Here is a 15654-nt window from a genome sequence, read left to right as displayed (position 1 = left end):
AGCCTCCATCCATTCAATTGGCATATCCCATACAGGAAATCCATCTGGACAATGGGAGTGTCGCTGCGGATGGATCTGTCAGGTTTCATCTAATTATTAATTTTTAACACACATACAGAAGTTGCCGCTTCTGTATGTGCCACACAACAACGGAGAGAAGTTATGCAAAACGATTCTAACGTAAAAACACCACAAGCGAAAATTCCAGAATATCTGAAGTGCGAGCCACGTACCTACAAAGTCAGATTAAACCATTGGCATGAAGATACCTGTGAACTTGAATTCACAGTCATCATTAAATGTACCGATAACATGCTGCATGAACACAATAATTTTTGGTCTTGCCATAAAGACCGCCTCAATGAAAATAACGGAGATATTGTAGCTGTAATACTAAAAATGATTGGAAATGTTGTTTTCTGGTGGTGTTATGAAAACAACTCTAATTCTTTGCATGAAAAATATGGTGTTAATTCTATTTTTCATGAAGAAGGCTGGCTATCAGACTGTTTTCAAATAACCAAACTCTATTTTGAAAACCATGTAAGAGATGAAGATTTTGAATTTAATCCTGTAACGGTGGAGGGTTAAGCAATGCGGAATACTCCTGAATCTACCGCAATTAAGCACCCATTAATCCGTTACCACGGTGGTAAATATCGTTTAGCACACTGGATTAATGCATCAGCCCAACAGCCGGATTTATTTTAGGGGATAGTCATGAATGACAAAATGATTGAAAAAATTTTTCTGAAAATGGCTAGGTTTATTGATGATAAACCGATTATACCTATTGAGCATCAGCTATGGAGTGAAAAGGACATTGCGCAGTACTTCAAATATTCAGAAGACTATACAAAAAGACATATTATGAAAAACCCAAACTTTCCACCCAGCCGGGAACTACCGACTTCGGTAGATGGTGAACGTACTGTTCACCGCTGGAAAGCCACTGATGTTATTAAATTCGGTATGGCTTTTGACAAAAGCTATGTGAAATATAATTAAGAACTTAGCCACCAAGGAATGAACTGCACCCCGAAAGTTAGACACTTATAGTATAACTTGAAGGGTGCTTTTCTTATGCCAATAATCTGCTTAAGCCTGAAGTCTGATTCAACTCTTCCAATATTTCGTCATTTGTCGGATTATAATAGGTCAATGCCTGTTTTGGATCCTTCCATCCAAAAATTTTACATAGAGTCAGCGCATTTTTAATACGCCTGGCCATCAATGATGCCGCTTCATGTCGTGAATCGTGAAATGTAATATCAGCATGTTCAAGTCCAGCACTTTTACGGGCCTTCCTGAATAATGTATCCCTGGAAGAGTCAGAAACAGTGAATACTTTGGGTGAATTTTTACGATCAATCTGCAGGGCCAGTGACCACAGCTGCAGAGAAAAATCATCAAGCGGTACATTCCGTGCAGAGCCATTTTTTGTAATTGGTAAACGAATGAATCGCTTATTCAGAAATACATCAGACAAAGGCCTGTTCACAATTTCCCCGGATCTCATCCCGGTGGCCATGGCAATCAGCCAGATTAGACCTACTTCCTGCATTTTTGTGGCAGGTATCGTACCAGGTACATATTTAAGTGCAGCCAGAATAGCTTCCAGTTCTTCAATTTCAGTCCGGCGTACTCTATGCTCCGGCTTTTTTGGCTTCCGGATATTCGCAACTGGATTAAAGTCAATCCACCCTTTATCCATTTTGCACCAGTTAAAAAATGCAGACAGTGTGGAGTAATCACGCAGCACACTGGATGCCTTCAGTGGTCGTATGGATCTCTTAGTGACGGAATTCTCCCATTGTTTTAAGAACTCATGGCGGTAATCAGTCAATGGCCAGTCCACATACGGCAGATGTTCCTGGAAATACTTAATCCGCTGGATTTCTTTTTTGGCCGTTGCCTTATGCATAGAGACTTCAGCTGAATAACGGCTCAGGGCTTCATGTACAGTTAAAACAATCTTTTTATTTAAAGCCACTGCGGTCGAGTAATTAAGGAAAAATTCCCGTTCCGTTTCTGCAGCCCACCTTTTAACTTCAGCCTTTGTTTTTTTGACTTTACTTTTACGCTGATTATAGGCACTCAGGTCCGCTCGCCAGCTGCCATTTTCAAGCTGATAAATAGACAAACTCATAAATCAATGATTCCCAATAACTTTACACCCCAAAACATCCAATAATAATGTGGAAAAAGTGTGGAACTTTATACCCGGAAATACAGAATAATACCCTAAAAAAACCACACACCTAGAAACGACAAAACCCTCAGGCCTTTATGTATCAAGGCCTGAGGGTTTTAAGCATTCTGTGCAACGCTATATGTGGTCCCGGAGGTCGGACTCGAACCGACACGTCATCTCTGACAGCGGATTTTGAGTCCGCCGCGTCTACCAATTTCACCACCCCGGGAAGGGTTGCTGTTGCGTATGATAGCGTGTTTCTTTCTCTTGTCAACTTCATTATCGGCGACAAGTCCGGTAATTGCCTGGTTTTAAATCACAAAGTTTTCAATCATCAACTTCTATCTGAAATGATCTATCCATCAGACTCCGCCATCTGTTAAAAAAAGATTATACTAGCCGCTGTTTTTTCTTTGTCCTGTCAGCACCGATCCCGTTATGCAACTTTCTGATTTTAATTTTGAGCTCCCCGATGAGCTGATTGCCCGTTATCCACTGGATCGTCGCAGTGCTTCACGTTTGCTGCATTTAAAAGCAGATGGCCATTATGAAGACCTGCACTTTGGTAATATTGTGGATTTGTTCGAAGCCGGCGATCTGATGGTGTTAAATGACACCCGGGTCATGAAGGCACGCCTGAAGGGAAAACGGGCAACAGGCGGTGCTGTTGAAATTCTGGTTGAGCGAATTTTTGATCAGACCATTGCACATTGTCATATTAAAGCCAGTAATTCACCCAAGCCTGGCGCAGAACTGCTGATTGGAGAAGGTGCGGTCCGGATCACTGTCACTGGTCGTCATGAAAATCTGTTTATTGTTGAATTTTCCCAGCCGATTTTACAGGTGCTGGATCAGTATGGTCAGCTGCCAATTCCACCCTATTTCAACCGTGAAGCAGAAGATATTGACACCATACGCTATCAGACCGTTTTTAACGATCCTGCCAAACTGGCCAGTGTGGCAGCACCGACTGCAAGCCTGCATTTTGATCAGGACCTGTTGGATCAGCTGCAGCAAAAAGGGGTAAATACGGCATTTGTCACCCTGCATGTCGGCGCCGGAACTTTTCTGCCGGTACGTACCACAGAGATTGAAAATCATGTCATGCACAGTGAATGGTGTGATGTCCCGGAACAGACTGCACAGCTGATTCAGCAAACCCAGGCACGGGGTAATAAGGTCATTGCCGTGGGTACAACCGCAACACGGGCGGTGGAAAGTGCTGCACAGGCCTGTGGTGGACGGGTTGGTGCATGGACTGGAGATACTCAGATTTTTATTTATCCAGGTTATCAGTTCTGTGTGGTGGATCGTTTAATTACCAATTTCCACTTACCGGAATCCACTTTATTAATGCTGGTTGCAGCATTGTCCAGTCAGCAAAATATCCTGAATGCTTACCGTCATGCCATCAACAGTCGGTATCGGTTTTTCAGTTATGGCGATGCCATGCTGGTTGACCGGGCTTCAATGCAGTAGAACCGCTGATCATCGGACATTCGACTGAAAATATAAGCTAAAATATAAATAGCTGTTTATTCACAATGACTTATTTTGCGTTTATGCTTTGTTTGATTCCGTTTGATCACAGCGTAGTGCATTGCCATGCCCCTTCACACCATCCAGCGATTGTTGCATATCAGGACAGGTAAAAATCAACAGGTAATGCGCAATATTGCCCGACTGTGGGACATTGGGCAACAGGCACAGTCGCACCAGGACATTCTGGACGCTCTGCATCCCTGGATGGAAAGCAAGCATCTATATTTCTATAATAATCTGCCCCGCCTGCTGGTTATGGGTGGTGTACTGACGGGTCTTTTCGGCTGGCTGATTCATGATTATCTGCCCTACCCACTGAGTCTGCTGGCTGGGCTACTGTGCTGTTTTCTTGCTTATCTGATGTACGAAAGTGATGACCCCATAGAGGAAGTGATTCTGTTCCTGGAGCAACGCATGATGATGCTCCGGTACAATCTGCAGTTCAACAGAACCCCCGGTCATCTATCCGCCACCTCCAGTCCATTGCTGGTGCTGAGCAGACTGAAACAGGCTTTCCCCTTATTTTCAAAGGGCAATGTCAGCAATGATATGCTTCAGTTTGCCTCAGGCTGCTGGCATGATGGTACAACGGAGCATCAGCTCATGCTGTTTCAGTACCGCTATGTCAATGAATTGGCCATTCACACAACCAGTCACACCAGACAACGCATCAGGCAAACCCAGCGCGACCAATGGGGTGCCTTTATTTTTCAGATGCCGGCACTCGGTATTGCCGCCAGTAATAAGCACGATGCGTTTATTGCACCCTATACCCAGCGCTGGCAGACCAGTGATATTCTGGCCAATCAGCAGCTGCATATTTTCGGTCTGGACCCGCATCAGCTGGCCCGGACCATCAGTCCAAGTCTGACCCTGAAACTGAGTGATTTTTTTCAACAATATTCCGGTGAGCTGATCTATCATTTTCAGGAAAATATTCTATGCTATATAGGCGATCAGGATCTGTTACGGATGTCCGGTAAAAAGCGGGAGATTCGGGATATTTCCATGCTCAGGGGACATTTACGCACCCTGACCCTGCCGGAATATGAACAATTCAGACAGAGCATGCTAAACTTAATTTCATAATAAACAAACGATAGCAGGAATAAAGTACATGGGGTTATTCGTTTTTATTGGCATATTCGTCATATTGGCCATCTGGGGTATTTCCATCCGCAATAATATTGTCCGGTATTTCAATGCCACCCGGCGGGCCTGGGCAGAAGTGGCCAATTTCGAACGCCAGAAAGTCAAAACACTGGAAAGCCTGGAACAGACCCTGGCGCAATATACCCAGTTTGAACAGTCCACACTGGAAAAGGTTACTGAATTACGTCAGCAGATTCTGAATCTGAACATGAACACCACCGATGTTTCACAGTTACAGCATATTGAAAAACTGGGGCAGGATTTAATGCGCAGCTTAAACGTGGTGGTTGAAAACTATCCGGAATTAAAAGCAGATAGCCTTTATGTCAAAATGATGGATGATATTCAGGAGCAAAATGAAAACGTCGGTGCAGCCATCACCATTTTTAACCGCAATGTGGAAGAATTCAACAACACCATTCAGATTTTCCCGAATAATTTAGTCAATACCGTAACGCTGGCAAAGAAACCGATTCGTCCATTTTCCGATGCCATCACCCTGCAGAACTTTAATTATCGACCTGATTTTTAGCCTGCTGATAAAGATGATGGCAACATCACAGGGTTGACCAGCAACAAACGACTCAACCCATACTTCAGATCTGCTGCTTCAGCACTCCGCCTGGATAACAAACTTAAGCGCCGGAATGCTGGTGTTTATCTGTATTTTCGGAGAAAATAGCCTCCTTTTGTCATCATCAATCAGCGAACTGTCTTTTCGCCGGATTCGGATATTTTATGAAGTTTGAAAAACTGGGTCAGTCAGGGCGTGCCCGCCGTGGGCGTCTGACACTGGCGCACGGTGTCGTGGAAACACCGGTATTCATGCCTGTCGGCACCTATGGTACGGTCAAGGGCATGCTGCCGCGCGATATTGAAGAAATCGGCGCGCAGATTATTTTAGGCAACACCTTTCATCTGTATTTACGGCCTGGTCTGGATGTGATCCGGGAGCATGGTGGCTTACACGGCTTTATGAAGTGGAACAAACCGATTCTGACCGACTCAGGCGGCTTTCAGGTGTTCAGCCTCGGCGCCATGCGCAAAATCAAAGAGGAAGGCGTGACTTTTCGCTCCCCAATTGATGGTTCAAAAGTGTTCCTGTCACCTGAAATTTCCATGGAAATTCAGCATACCCTGAACTCGGATATCGTGATGATTTTTGATGAATGCACGCCCTATCCGGCCACGCATGAAGAAGCACAGAAGTCATTGCAGCTTTCCCTGCGCTGGGCGAAGCGCTGTAAAACAGCACACCACGATCAGTTACAGAATAAAAATGCACTGTTTGGTATCATTCAGGGTGGGATGTATGAAGATCTGCGGGATGAGTCACTGCAGGGTCTGACCGAAATCGGTTTTGATGGCTATGCCATTGGTGGTTTATCTGTCGGTGAACCGAAGGAAGAAATGATGCAGGTGCTTGATTATCTTCCTGCAAAAATGCCTGAAGACAAGCCACGTTACCTGATGGGTGTCGGCAAGCCGGAAGATATTGTAGAAGCCATCCGCCGTGGTGTGGATATGTTTGACTGCGTCATGCCGACCCGTAATGCCCGTAATGGTCACTACTTTGTGACTGACGGCCTGGTCCGCATCCGTAACAGTCAGTACCGCCATGACCAGCGCCCACTGGATCCGCATTGTGACTGCTATACCTGCAGCAATTTCAGCCGGGCCTATTTATTTCACCTTGAAAAATGCGGTGAAATGCTGGGGTCCATGCTGGGAACCATCCATAATTTACGTTATTACCAGCGCTTTACACAGGATATTCGTAATGCACTGGACGCCGGGACTTTCGATGCCTTTGTTAAAGATTTTTATCAACGCCGTGGCCTGGAAGTTCCGCCCTGCCCGACGGATTGATTCAGCAGTATTTGCGCTGAACCCCAAGACAGGGTAAATTGCAGAACAAATTGATTAAAACGTCATATCTCTGACACCAGTTATTTAACTTTAGGAAACTGAAATGAGTTTATTTATTTCCTCTGCACATGCTGCACCGGCTGCTGCACAAGGTCCGGGCATGATGGCAAACCTGCTGATGATTGCCGTATTCGTTGCAATCTTTTATTTTCTCATCTGGCGTCCTCAGGCTAAACGTGCCAAAGAGCACCGCACCCTGGTTGACAGTCTGGGGGTTGGCAGTGAAATCGTTTTTGCCGGTGGTTTAATGGGTCGAATTACCAAGCTTGAAGGTGACTATGCTGTGGTTGAACTCAATCGCGGCAATGAAGTTAAAATCCAGCGCGCCAGTGTCATTTCAGTATTACCTGAAGGCACTTTAAATAACCTTTAATCATAAAACAGTCGTGCTTCCTGCACGACTTTTTCATTAAGAAGAAAACAAATGCGTTACCCTGCATGGAAATATATCCTGATCCTGGTTGTGCTGGTGATCAGTACATTATACGCACTGCCAAGTTTGTATCCAGACGAACCTGCTGTTCAGATTTCCGGTGCCAAGGCCGGTACCACAATTGACCGCAGCGTGATACAAAAAGCAGAGCAGATATTAAAAAGTGAAAATATTGTCAGTCATGACAATACCTTCAGTAATAATGCAGCACTGCTGCGCGTCAGCAATTCTGAAACGCAGTTAAAAGCCAGGGAAGCCTTGACCAAAGGTCTGGGAGAAAACTATACGGTTGCCTTAAACCTGGCACCGACCACACCGGAATGGCTCCGGAAAATCGGTGCCAAGCCCATGAAGCTTGGTCTGGATTTGCGTGGCGGTGTTCACTTCCTGCTGGAAGTGGATATGGACAAAGCCATTGCCCAGCGTATGGAAACATCCGTAGCGGATTTACGCCGTGCATTTCGTGACAATAAAATCAAATTTAACAGCCTGTCACTGAATAACAACGCCATCAGCATTCAGTTTGCCAATAATGATGACCGCGCCAGTGCCATGGATTTCCTGCGTCGTGACGGCAACAAGTATACCCAGCAGGCCATTGCAACAGATGCAGGTTCAACACTGAAACTGACCTATAACGATGCCACCCGTCAGGAAATTCAGTCCTATGCGCTGGATCAGAACCTGACCACGCTGCGTAACCGGATTAATGAACTGGGGGTAGCTGAAGCGCTGGTCCAGAGTCAGGGCAGCAACCGGATTGTGGTTGAATTACCGGGTGTACAGGACACGGCGGAGGCAAAACGTGTGCTTGGGCGTACTGCCAACCTGGAATTCCGTCTGGTTTCAGACCTGAACGATCAGTATATTGACCGTTTCAGTGGTAAATATAACGGCCAGCCTTTACCACCTGGCACTGAAGTTTTTGCTTATGAGTCGCTGGATAGCGGCAAACAGCTGTTATTGAATCGTAACCGTATTTTAACCGGGGAACGTGTTCAGAGTGCTTCCAGTGGTTTCAGCCAGGACACGGGCGGTGCTGAAGTCAACATCACCCTGGACAGTGCAGGTGGTAAGCTGATGGCTGATGCCACCCGCACTGCCCTGCAAAAACGCATGGCGGTTCTGTTCATTGAAAATAAACAGAAAATCAGTACTGTGACTGACCCGGTGACGGGTGCCCAGACCGAAGTCCGTACCCCTTATGCGGAATCTGTCGTGATCAATGCTGCCACTATTCAGGCCGTACTGGGTTCACAGTTCCGGATCACTGGACTGAATTCACCGCAGGAAGCATCTGAACTGGCATTAATGCTGCGTGCCGGTGCACTGGCAGCCCCGATGTACTTTGTAGAAGAACGTGTGGTCGGTCCAAGTCTTGGACAGGAAAATATTGATAAAGGCGTACTCTCCACGCAAATTGGTTTCATCCTCGTGGCCATCTGGATGATCGTATTCTTCCGCCTGTTCGGTTTAATTGCCGACCTGGCCCTGATGATCAACCTGGCCATGCTGTTGACCGTCATGTCATGGATTGGTGCATCACTGACCCTGCCGGGAATTGCCGGGATTGTCATCACCATTGGTATGGCAGTGGATGCCAACGTCCTGATCTGTGAACGAATACGTGAGGAAATGCGATGGGGGGCCTCGCCCAGACAGGCAATTATTGCCGGTTATGATCGGGCCTATAACACCATTTTTGACTCAAACCTGACCACATTCCTGGTGGCATTCATCTTATTTGCCATTGGTACAGGTCCAATCAAGGGCTTTGCGGTCACGCTGATGATCGGTATTCTTTGTTCGATGTTTACCGCCATTACAGTCACCCGTGCAATCGTCACGCTGATTTACGGCAAACGCCGTAATCTGAAAAAGTTGAGCATTTAAGGAGATCAATGATGACTGAAGTGACTCAACCCAAAGATAAAAAATACGGCCGTCCGGATAATGAGCGGGTCATAAACTTTATGAAGATTGCCGGACCTGCGGCAATCATGTCACTGATTCTGACCATTGCCGGACTGTTCTTCATTGTCACGAAAGGCCTGAATCTGGGGCTGGACTTTACAGGTGGTATTTCAGCCGAGCTGAATTACAGCCAGCCGGTCAGAACAACCGATGTCAGCAGTGCATTAACCCAGGCCGGTTTCCGTGATCCCGTAGTACAGACCATTGGTACCAACCGTGATCTACTGGTCCGCATGCCAGCACAGGATGATGTCAAAGTGGATGACTTAACTGCGGCCATCACCCAGGCGGTACAGTTGCCAGGCAACAAAGCAGATGTACATAAAGTGGACGTGGTCGGTGGTCAGGTCGGTAATGAACTTTACATCCGCTCTGCCGGTGCGGTCGCGCTGGCGATGCTGCTGATGCTGGTGTATGTCACCATCCGCTTTGAGTTCAAGTTGGCAATTGGTGCGGTGCTGTCATTACTGCATGACGTGATTGTCACTGTCGGTATTTTTGCCATGATGCAATGGCCATTTGACTTAACCGTACTGGCAGCCATCCTGGCATTAATTGGTTTCTCACTGAACGATAATATTGTGGTCTCAGACCGGATCCGGGAGAACTTCCGTAAAATTCGGGGGGCAGAACCGGTGGAAGTGGTCAATATTGCATTGACCGAGACCCTGAAACGGACCATTCATACCTCCATGACTCTGTTACTGGTGGTGGTCGCCATGATGCTGCTTGGTGGTGATGGCCTGAAATGGTTCTCTGTCGCCATGTTTATCGGGGTATTTGTCGGAACCTATTCATCCATCTACATTGGGACGGCATTTGCACTGTGGCGTGGTCTGAACCGGAATGACTTTATTGTACAGGTCAAACCTGAGTTTGAAGACGAGAAAGAAATCCCACGTTAAAACCTTATGCCGTATCACCCAAAGCTCATCTCCGGATGGGCTTTTTTAATGCTGAATCATCTGAATCTGAGGAAATGCAAAACCATGGCAGGAATATTCAGAAGGCCAGGCAACCGTCAGCATACAATCAGCCAGCCGGTAATTCTGGTAGGCAAAAGCCCCAATTGCCGGATGCTGACAGATGCCGCCATCCTGTACCGGATGCAGCTGCGTATTCAGTTCATTCAGATTGATCCGGATCCCCAGTCCCGCTGCCTTTAAAACAGCTTCCTTGGTAGTCCATACCCGGAACCAGTAATCAGCACTGCAATCTTCTGCCTGCCATATCCGATATTCATGGGAGTGAAAAGCATGCCGGGCCAGCGCATCAAAACGCACTGTCCTGTCCATATCTTCAATATCCACCCCAATACCGGACATATGATGACTGGTGGCCAGAGCGTAGCAGCGCTGACTATGCGAATGATTAAATGAAAATTCCGGGTGATGCAGTAGATAGGGCTTACCCATTTCAGTCAGGGCAATATCCTGATCACTGATCTGCGTCTGTAATCGGGTGGATAATAATTGGTTTCTGAACTGATGTATGACGGTTTTTTGATAATGGTTAAAACTGCGCAGATCTGCAAAATCAGACCTGCCTCGTTTTAATAACTGCGCCAATGGCTGAACATCAATCTGAATGCATCTTTGTTTTTTCATTGGCTCAATTGATTGGTCATCAGAATTTAACCAGGTCACCCCTGAGCGCCACACTGGCAATCGCTGTGCCCTTATAACATTCATAGGTAGTGGCATTTTTACTTTCATTGGCCTTGAAATAACTGACGATATTAGTCACAGCGTTAGCACCCCGAGCCTTTGCAGCCTCCTGAAGCTGGATCAGGGCTGAACGCAGCACATGATCACAGGATTTTTCAGCAGTTTTGGCAAAACCATTGGTTTTTTTATTGCTGACCAACTCTTTCTGCACCAGCTGACCACCGGATTTTGTTCCGGCCAGATAAAATTTGACCGAACCATCCAGAAAACCATCGCTCATGGCCCGGTCAACAGCCTGTTTAAAATTAAAGTGATGCACTTCATCGGCAGCCTGTGCCGTCACTATACTACCGGCACAAAGTGCTGTAACCATACAGATTTTTTTAATGAGCATGAATCCATCCTCTTTTCGTTGTTGCTGTGATCAGATACGTTTAAAAATCAGCGAGGTATTGATTCCCCCAAATGCAAAATTATTGCTCATCAACGTATTGGCATCCATAACCCGGGCCTGTCCGCAGATATAATCCAGCTCCCCGCATAATGGATCTATCTTATCCAGATTCAGTGTGGGAATAAAACGGTTTCGCTGCATCATTTCCAGACTGAGCCATGCTTCAATCGCGCCACAGGCCCCCAGCGTATGCCCGAAATAACTTTTCAGGGAGCTGATCGGTTTTTTCCCCAGAATACGGGCCGTGGCCTGGGTTTCGGCAATATCGCCCTGATCCGTGGATGTCCCGTGTGCATTGACATAGTCAATCTGCGCTGCACTGATTCCAGCATCCTTCAGCGCCAGCTGCATGCAGCGCCCCATCATCTCTGAATCCGGGCGTGTGACATGCTGCCCGTCAGTGTTGCTGCCATAACCGATAATTTCTGCATGAATGGTGGCACCCCGTGCCACAGCATGTTCATATTCTTCCAGAATTAAACAGCCGGCCCCCTCTCCGACCACCAGACCATCCCGATCTGCATCAAACGGCCGCGGCGATTTTTGCGGATGATCATTCATCCCACTGGTGGCAAGTAATACATCAAAGACTGCTGTACCCGCCGCACTCAGTTCTTCTGCTCCCCCCGCCAGCATCAGGGTCTGTTTCCCATAGCGGATTGCCTCATAAGCCTGGCCGATCGCCATCGAACCTGAAGTACAGGCGCTGGACGTAGGCAAAGTCAAGCCCTTCAGACCAAAATAGACGCTGATATTGACCGCACTGGTATGTGACATCATGCGGATATAGGTGGTGGCATTTAATTTTCCCATATTGTGGTGCAGCAGCATGCTGCCGAACTCAGAAACCGCATCGACACTGCCGGCAGATGAACCAAAAGCCACCCCGGCCTCACCGCTGTGCAGTATCTGATGCTGATGCAGCCCGGCCTGTTGCAGTGCCCGTTCTGCACAGACCACAGACATCAGCGCAACCCGGCCCATGCCCCGGGTCACCTTACGGTTAAAGTGCTTCGGTATGTGAAATTGCTGTACCGGACCGGCAATTTTACATCTTAAATCTGAATATACGTCCCATTCCGGCATATGGCGGATACCACTTTTCGCTTCGGCAAACTGAGCAAAGATTTCATCTGCCGTCTCCCCCAGCGAGGTAATCCCCGCCATCCCCGTCACAACCACACGCTTCATCAGATCAGTCCTCCATTGACAGAAATGACCTGACGGCTGATATAACCTGCTTCATCACTGCAGAGGAACCTGACTGCGCTGGCGACTTCATCCACAGTTCCCATACGCTGCATTGGAATCATTTTCAGCGCATGTTCCTGTACTTCTGGAGAAACCATTTCTGTTTCAATCAGCCCAGGGGCCACACAATTCACGGTGATTTTACGTTTGGCCAGTTCCAGTGCAAGCGCTTTGGTCGCACCGATCAGACCGGCCTTGGCAGCACTGTAATTGACCTGGCCACGATTGCCCATTATTCCGGAAACCGATGAAATGGTCACAATACGACCGCCCTGCTTCAGACGGATCATCGGCATCACCAGTGGTTTCAGCACATTATAAAAACCGTCCAGTGAAGTACTCATCACTTCATCCCATTCATGATCGGTCATGGCAGGAAATGCGGTGTCATGGGTCAGCCCGGCATTTAAGACCACCCCATAGAATGCACCATGTTCGGCGATATCCTCTGTCAGTAACTGCTGCATTGCAGTCCGGTCCGTGACATCACACAGCAGATAATGACTGTTGCGCCCCAATGCCCTGATCTGTTCCACCACAGCTGCGGCTTCCGGCTGTCTGGAGCGTGCATGTACCGTAATATCAAAACCGGCCTGGGCCAGCTGTAAGGCAATTGCCCTGCCAATTCCCCGACTGGAGCCGGTGACCAGTATTCTTTTCATCATGTTGCTCTCTCTGCTTGCGTCTGTCACATGTATCACGCGCTTCACATCGCTGTTCCGTTTATTTTTCAGTGTCATTGACGCTTTCAGTCTGCGGATGACTGACCTGTTGATGATCCCCTTGCTGATGATTAACCTGCTGATCATCAGCCGGTTCATAAACACTGAGCATGGCAGAAATCACATGCTCCCCGTACTGAATTTCGCAGGAAAACTGTCCCAGACCATCATGCAGATATTGCTGTTCCGCACGAATCCGCAACGTTGTTCCCAATGCAAAAAAAGCGATGGGTAAATTCAGCTTCCGGGTGCCCAGCAAAAAGCCGATTTTCGGAATCTGCCCCGATTGCTTTCCCTTAAAACCGGCATATAGGCTGATCGTCTGCGCCATCAGCTCAATACTGGTCCAGCTGGGCAGGCCCTGAGCTTCACAGAACATCAGTTTCGGTGTGATCTGCAAATCTGCAACGGCAAAGTGCTCCCTGATTTCCACCACATGATCAATAAATACCATCGGCGGATGATGCGGAATAAAGTCCACTGCAGCCTGTTCTGTCCCTGTTTGTAAGATATTTTCAGTATGGCTCATTTCAGTGCTGTCCCAAAGATTAAACTGATATTACTGCCACCGAATGCAAATGAATTAGACATGGTGTAATGAATCGGCTGCGTCAGATCAGCACTCACCACATAATTCAGATCATCCAGTTCAGCATCCAGCACACCACTGTGATGCAGTGGCAACCAGCATTGATCCTGTAAAACCCGGCTGCAGATATACGCCTCGATCGCCCCGGCAGCCCCCAGACAATGTCCGGTCTGATGCTTGGTACTGCTCAGCGGAATATCATAACCCTGAAATACACTGCGTACTGCCTTAATTTCCATTGCATCATTCTGGGGTGTTGCCGTGCCATGCAGATTCAGATAACCCATCTGCTCCGGTCTTAACCCTGCTTGCTGCAATGCCATCTGCATGGCCTGTGCTGCCCCCCTGCCTTCAGGATGCGGCGCCGAAATATGCCAGGCATCCATTGACTCACCAGCTGACATCAGCAATACCGGCGCCTGCCGCTTTGACAATAGAAACAGTCCCGCTGCTTCACCAATATTAATCCCGTCACGCTGCTGTCCGCAGGGCTGACAGATGTCCTGTGACAGGCTTTCCAGACTGTTGAAGCCATTCAGAGTCAGCTGACATAAAGTATCCACCCCACCGACCAGCACAACATCGGCAAGACCGGCATTAATCAGCCGTTGCCCGGCAGCAAAGGCTTTAGCAGCCGATGAGCAGGCTGTGGAAATGGTATATGCCGGACCGCGCCAGCCCAGATACTGCTGCACGGCTTTTGCCAGATAACCCATTTCCTGCTTTTTCTGATCAATCGCTATGCCCTGCTGGCCCTGAAAATACTGTTGCAGCCGTGGTTCATTATCAGCAATTCCTGACGTGGATGTTCCCAGTACAACCGCCAGCCGTGCTGAATCAAAACCGGCAACATAAGACCGGATATCCTGTTCCATCATTTGCAGCGCGGTCAGCGCAAAACGCAGATGACGACTGTCCACAGACTCCAGCTGCCGGGGTACCTCTTCGGTCAGCGCATGATTATAAGCACCGACCCATACTTTACGTTCCGGGATAAAGCCACTTTTCAACGTCAGACTATGCGGCAACTGCGTCAGGCTGTACTGTAACTGTTCAGCTGTGGCACCAGCTGCACAAAGGCCGACAGCAAACTGAATCCCAACGGCAGGATGTGCAGGATCAATCATTTCAGTCATGCTGTTGCTCCCTGCTGTTGTTATGGCGGCTGTTATGGTTGTTGTCGTTGTTGCCATGCTGATCGTTATCATGATCATTTTTCAGCGTGTTCTGTACGGACGTGAACACCATCTGATAAGGCACCTGCAGATTATCCAGTACGATCAGTTGCGGTTGCCGCTGAATGTTCAATACCGGCTGCTGCTGAATCAAAATAACCTGCTGATCTGCTGTCTCCTGCTGAACACCGACCTGTGCCCGCTGAAGCTCAGCGAAGCCCGGATAGCTTGCAAACAGAATGTCCCGGACCACAAAGTCAAATGGTAGCAGTTTCATCTGATCAATCCGCTGTACCACAGTGACCCGCTGCCCATCAAAAGTCAGCCGAAACAGCTGCTGTCCGGTCAGACTTAAGGCCAGTAATTCCAGTATCTGGCCCTGCTGTTGCTGATAGAGTAAAAAACTAAAACTGTGCTGTTTCCACTGCACTTCAACCTGATCCTGACGGGCATACTGCTGTGCCACCCATTGCTGAGTCACCAGCCCCTGTGCTTCCGGAACCCATAGCCTGCATGCGCTGATGCTCATCATCAGCAGCATCAATACGGCAATTCCAGTGCGTTTCAATTGC

Annotated in this window: 17 protein-coding genes and 1 tRNA gene; 9 read left to right on the top strand and 9 right to left on the bottom strand. The window is 47.8% G+C overall.

Features of this window, described 5'->3' with window-relative positions:
* The first annotated feature begins 162 nt into the window (after positions 1-162).
* Positions 163-591, top strand: coding sequence for a DUF2528 family protein (locus ACT6PV_RS02880; protein WP_445114992.1), 429 nt, complete (start codon positions 163-165; stop codon positions 589-591).
* Between the two features lie 129 nt (positions 592-720).
* Positions 721-1008, top strand: coding sequence for a hypothetical protein (locus ACT6PV_RS02875; protein ID WP_445114991.1), 288 nt, complete (start codon positions 721-723; stop codon positions 1006-1008).
* Positions 1009-1081: 73 nt separating this feature from the next.
* On the opposite strand, the gene ACT6PV_RS02870 is transcribed toward ACT6PV_RS02875, so the two are convergent.
* Both ACT6PV_RS02870 and ACT6PV_RS02865 read right to left on the bottom strand, forming a co-directional pair.
* A complete protein-coding gene (locus tag ACT6PV_RS02870) occupies positions 1082-2149 on the bottom strand; it encodes a tyrosine-type recombinase/integrase (protein ID WP_445114990.1) in 1068 nt (355 codons plus the stop codon).
* Positions 2150-2336: 187 nt separating this feature from the next.
* Positions 2337-2423, bottom strand: a tRNA-Leu gene (locus ACT6PV_RS02865).
* Positions 2424-2632: 209 nt separating this feature from the next.
* On the opposite strand from ACT6PV_RS02865, the gene queA reads away from it, so the two are divergent.
* The 7 genes from queA to secF all read left to right on the top strand — a co-directional run bounded on the left by queA (position 2633) and on the right by secF (position 10129).
* Positions 2633-3673 (top strand): tRNA preQ1(34) S-adenosylmethionine ribosyltransferase-isomerase QueA, encoded by a 1041-nt coding sequence (queA, locus tag ACT6PV_RS02860; protein ID WP_445114989.1) that lies wholly within the window; start codon positions 2633-2635, stop codon positions 3671-3673.
* Between the two features lie 126 nt (positions 3674-3799).
* A complete protein-coding gene (locus ACT6PV_RS02855) occupies positions 3800-4825 on the top strand; it encodes a hypothetical protein (RefSeq protein WP_445114988.1) in 1026 nt (341 codons plus the stop codon).
* 28 nt (positions 4826-4853) lie between these two features.
* Positions 4854-5420, top strand: a complete 567-nt coding sequence (locus ACT6PV_RS02850) for a LemA family protein (protein WP_445114987.1) — start codon at positions 4854-4856, stop codon at positions 5418-5420.
* Between the two features lie 206 nt (positions 5421-5626).
* Positions 5627-6757 carry a tRNA guanosine(34) transglycosylase Tgt gene (gene tgt / locus ACT6PV_RS02845; RefSeq protein WP_445114986.1) on the top strand — a complete coding sequence of 377 codons (1131 nt, stop codon included), beginning with the start codon at positions 5627-5629 and terminating at the stop codon, positions 6755-6757.
* 103 nt (positions 6758-6860) lie between these two features.
* Complete coding sequence (gene yajC, locus ACT6PV_RS02840; RefSeq protein ID WP_445114985.1) at positions 6861-7190, top strand: preprotein translocase subunit YajC; 330 nt, start codon at positions 6861-6863, stop codon at positions 7188-7190.
* A 51-nt stretch (positions 7191-7241) separates the two neighbouring features.
* Positions 7242-9143: a protein translocase subunit SecD gene (secD, locus tag ACT6PV_RS02835; RefSeq protein WP_445114984.1), complete on the top strand. Its 1902-nt coding sequence runs from the start codon at positions 7242-7244 to the stop codon at positions 9141-9143.
* 8 nt (positions 9144-9151) lie between these two features.
* Entirely contained in the window at positions 9152-10129 is a 978-nt protein-coding gene (gene secF / locus ACT6PV_RS02830; protein ID WP_445114983.1) for a protein translocase subunit SecF, read from the top strand.
* A 45-nt stretch (positions 10130-10174) separates the two neighbouring features.
* Here secF and ACT6PV_RS02825 read toward each other — a convergent pair whose 3' ends face one another.
* From ACT6PV_RS02825 to ACT6PV_RS02795, 7 genes are read right to left on the bottom strand one after another with little or no spacing between them, the layout of a single operon-like run.
* Positions 10175-10831 (bottom strand): 4'-phosphopantetheinyl transferase family protein, encoded by a 657-nt coding sequence (locus ACT6PV_RS02825; RefSeq protein ID WP_445114982.1) that lies wholly within the window; start codon positions 10829-10831, stop codon positions 10175-10177.
* A 19-nt stretch (positions 10832-10850) separates the two neighbouring features.
* Positions 10851-11285, bottom strand: a complete 435-nt coding sequence (locus ACT6PV_RS02820; protein ID WP_445114981.1) for an excinuclease — start codon at positions 11283-11285, stop codon at positions 10851-10853.
* Positions 11286-11315: 30 nt separating this feature from the next.
* Entirely contained in the window at positions 11316-12536 is a 1221-nt protein-coding gene (locus ACT6PV_RS02815; RefSeq protein WP_445114980.1) for a beta-ketoacyl-ACP synthase, read from the bottom strand.
* Positions 12536-13261, bottom strand: a complete 726-nt coding sequence (fabG, locus tag ACT6PV_RS02810; protein WP_445114979.1) for a 3-oxoacyl-ACP reductase FabG — start codon at positions 13259-13261, stop codon at positions 12536-12538. The genes ACT6PV_RS02815 and fabG overlap by 1 nt, the downstream gene beginning before the upstream one ends.
* Before the next feature lie 58 nt (positions 13262-13319).
* Positions 13320-13847 (bottom strand): ApeP family dehydratase, encoded by a 528-nt coding sequence (locus ACT6PV_RS02805; RefSeq protein ID WP_445114978.1) that lies wholly within the window; start codon positions 13845-13847, stop codon positions 13320-13322.
* Positions 13844-15043, bottom strand: coding sequence for a beta-ketoacyl-ACP synthase (locus ACT6PV_RS02800; RefSeq protein ID WP_445114977.1), 1200 nt, complete (start codon positions 15041-15043; stop codon positions 13844-13846). The genes ACT6PV_RS02805 and ACT6PV_RS02800 overlap by 4 nt, the downstream gene beginning before the upstream one ends.
* Positions 15036-15650, bottom strand: coding sequence for a DUF3261 domain-containing protein (locus ACT6PV_RS02795; RefSeq protein WP_445117008.1), 615 nt, complete (start codon positions 15648-15650; stop codon positions 15036-15038). The genes ACT6PV_RS02800 and ACT6PV_RS02795 overlap by 8 nt, the downstream gene beginning before the upstream one ends.
* Positions 15651-15654 lie beyond the last annotated feature (4 nt).

It is taken from the genome of Acinetobacter sp. WZC-1 (assembly GCF_052544965.1).
Note: the sequence above shows the minus strand (reverse complement) of the source record. Positions and strands in the feature narration are given on the sequence as shown.

Coding starts and splice junctions, on each gene's coding strand:
- ACT6PV_RS02880 (WP_445114992.1), top strand. CDS start 163: ATGCAAAACGATTCTAACGTAAAAACACCACAAGCGAAAATTCCAGAA.
- ACT6PV_RS02875 (WP_445114991.1), top strand. CDS start 721: ATGAATGACAAAATGATTGAAAAAATTTTTCTGAAAATGGCTAGGTTT.
- ACT6PV_RS02870 (WP_445114990.1), bottom strand. CDS start 2,149: ATGAGTTTGTCTATTTATCAGCTTGAAAATGGCAGCTGGCGAGCGGAC.
- queA (WP_445114989.1), top strand. CDS start 2,633: ATGCAACTTTCTGATTTTAATTTTGAGCTCCCCGATGAGCTGATTGCC.
- ACT6PV_RS02855 (WP_445114988.1), top strand. CDS start 3,800: ATGCCCCTTCACACCATCCAGCGATTGTTGCATATCAGGACAGGTAAA.
- ACT6PV_RS02850 (WP_445114987.1), top strand. CDS start 4,854: ATGGGGTTATTCGTTTTTATTGGCATATTCGTCATATTGGCCATCTGG.
- tgt (WP_445114986.1), top strand. CDS start 5,627: ATGAAGTTTGAAAAACTGGGTCAGTCAGGGCGTGCCCGCCGTGGGCGT.
- yajC (WP_445114985.1), top strand. CDS start 6,861: ATGAGTTTATTTATTTCCTCTGCACATGCTGCACCGGCTGCTGCACAA.
- secD (WP_445114984.1), top strand. CDS start 7,242: ATGCGTTACCCTGCATGGAAATATATCCTGATCCTGGTTGTGCTGGTG.
- secF (WP_445114983.1), top strand. CDS start 9,152: ATGATGACTGAAGTGACTCAACCCAAAGATAAAAAATACGGCCGTCCG.
- ACT6PV_RS02825 (WP_445114982.1), bottom strand. CDS start 10,831: ATGAAAAAACAAAGATGCATTCAGATTGATGTTCAGCCATTGGCGCAG.
- ACT6PV_RS02820 (WP_445114981.1), bottom strand. CDS start 11,285: ATGCTCATTAAAAAAATCTGTATGGTTACAGCACTTTGTGCCGGTAGT.
- ACT6PV_RS02815 (WP_445114980.1), bottom strand. CDS start 12,536: ATGAAGCGTGTGGTTGTGACGGGGATGGCGGGGATTACCTCGCTGGGG.
- fabG (WP_445114979.1), bottom strand. CDS start 13,261: ATGATGAAAAGAATACTGGTCACCGGCTCCAGTCGGGGAATTGGCAGG.
- ACT6PV_RS02805 (WP_445114978.1), bottom strand. CDS start 13,847: ATGAGCCATACTGAAAATATCTTACAAACAGGGACAGAACAGGCTGCA.
- ACT6PV_RS02800 (WP_445114977.1), bottom strand. CDS start 15,043: ATGACTGAAATGATTGATCCTGCACATCCTGCCGTTGGGATTCAGTTT.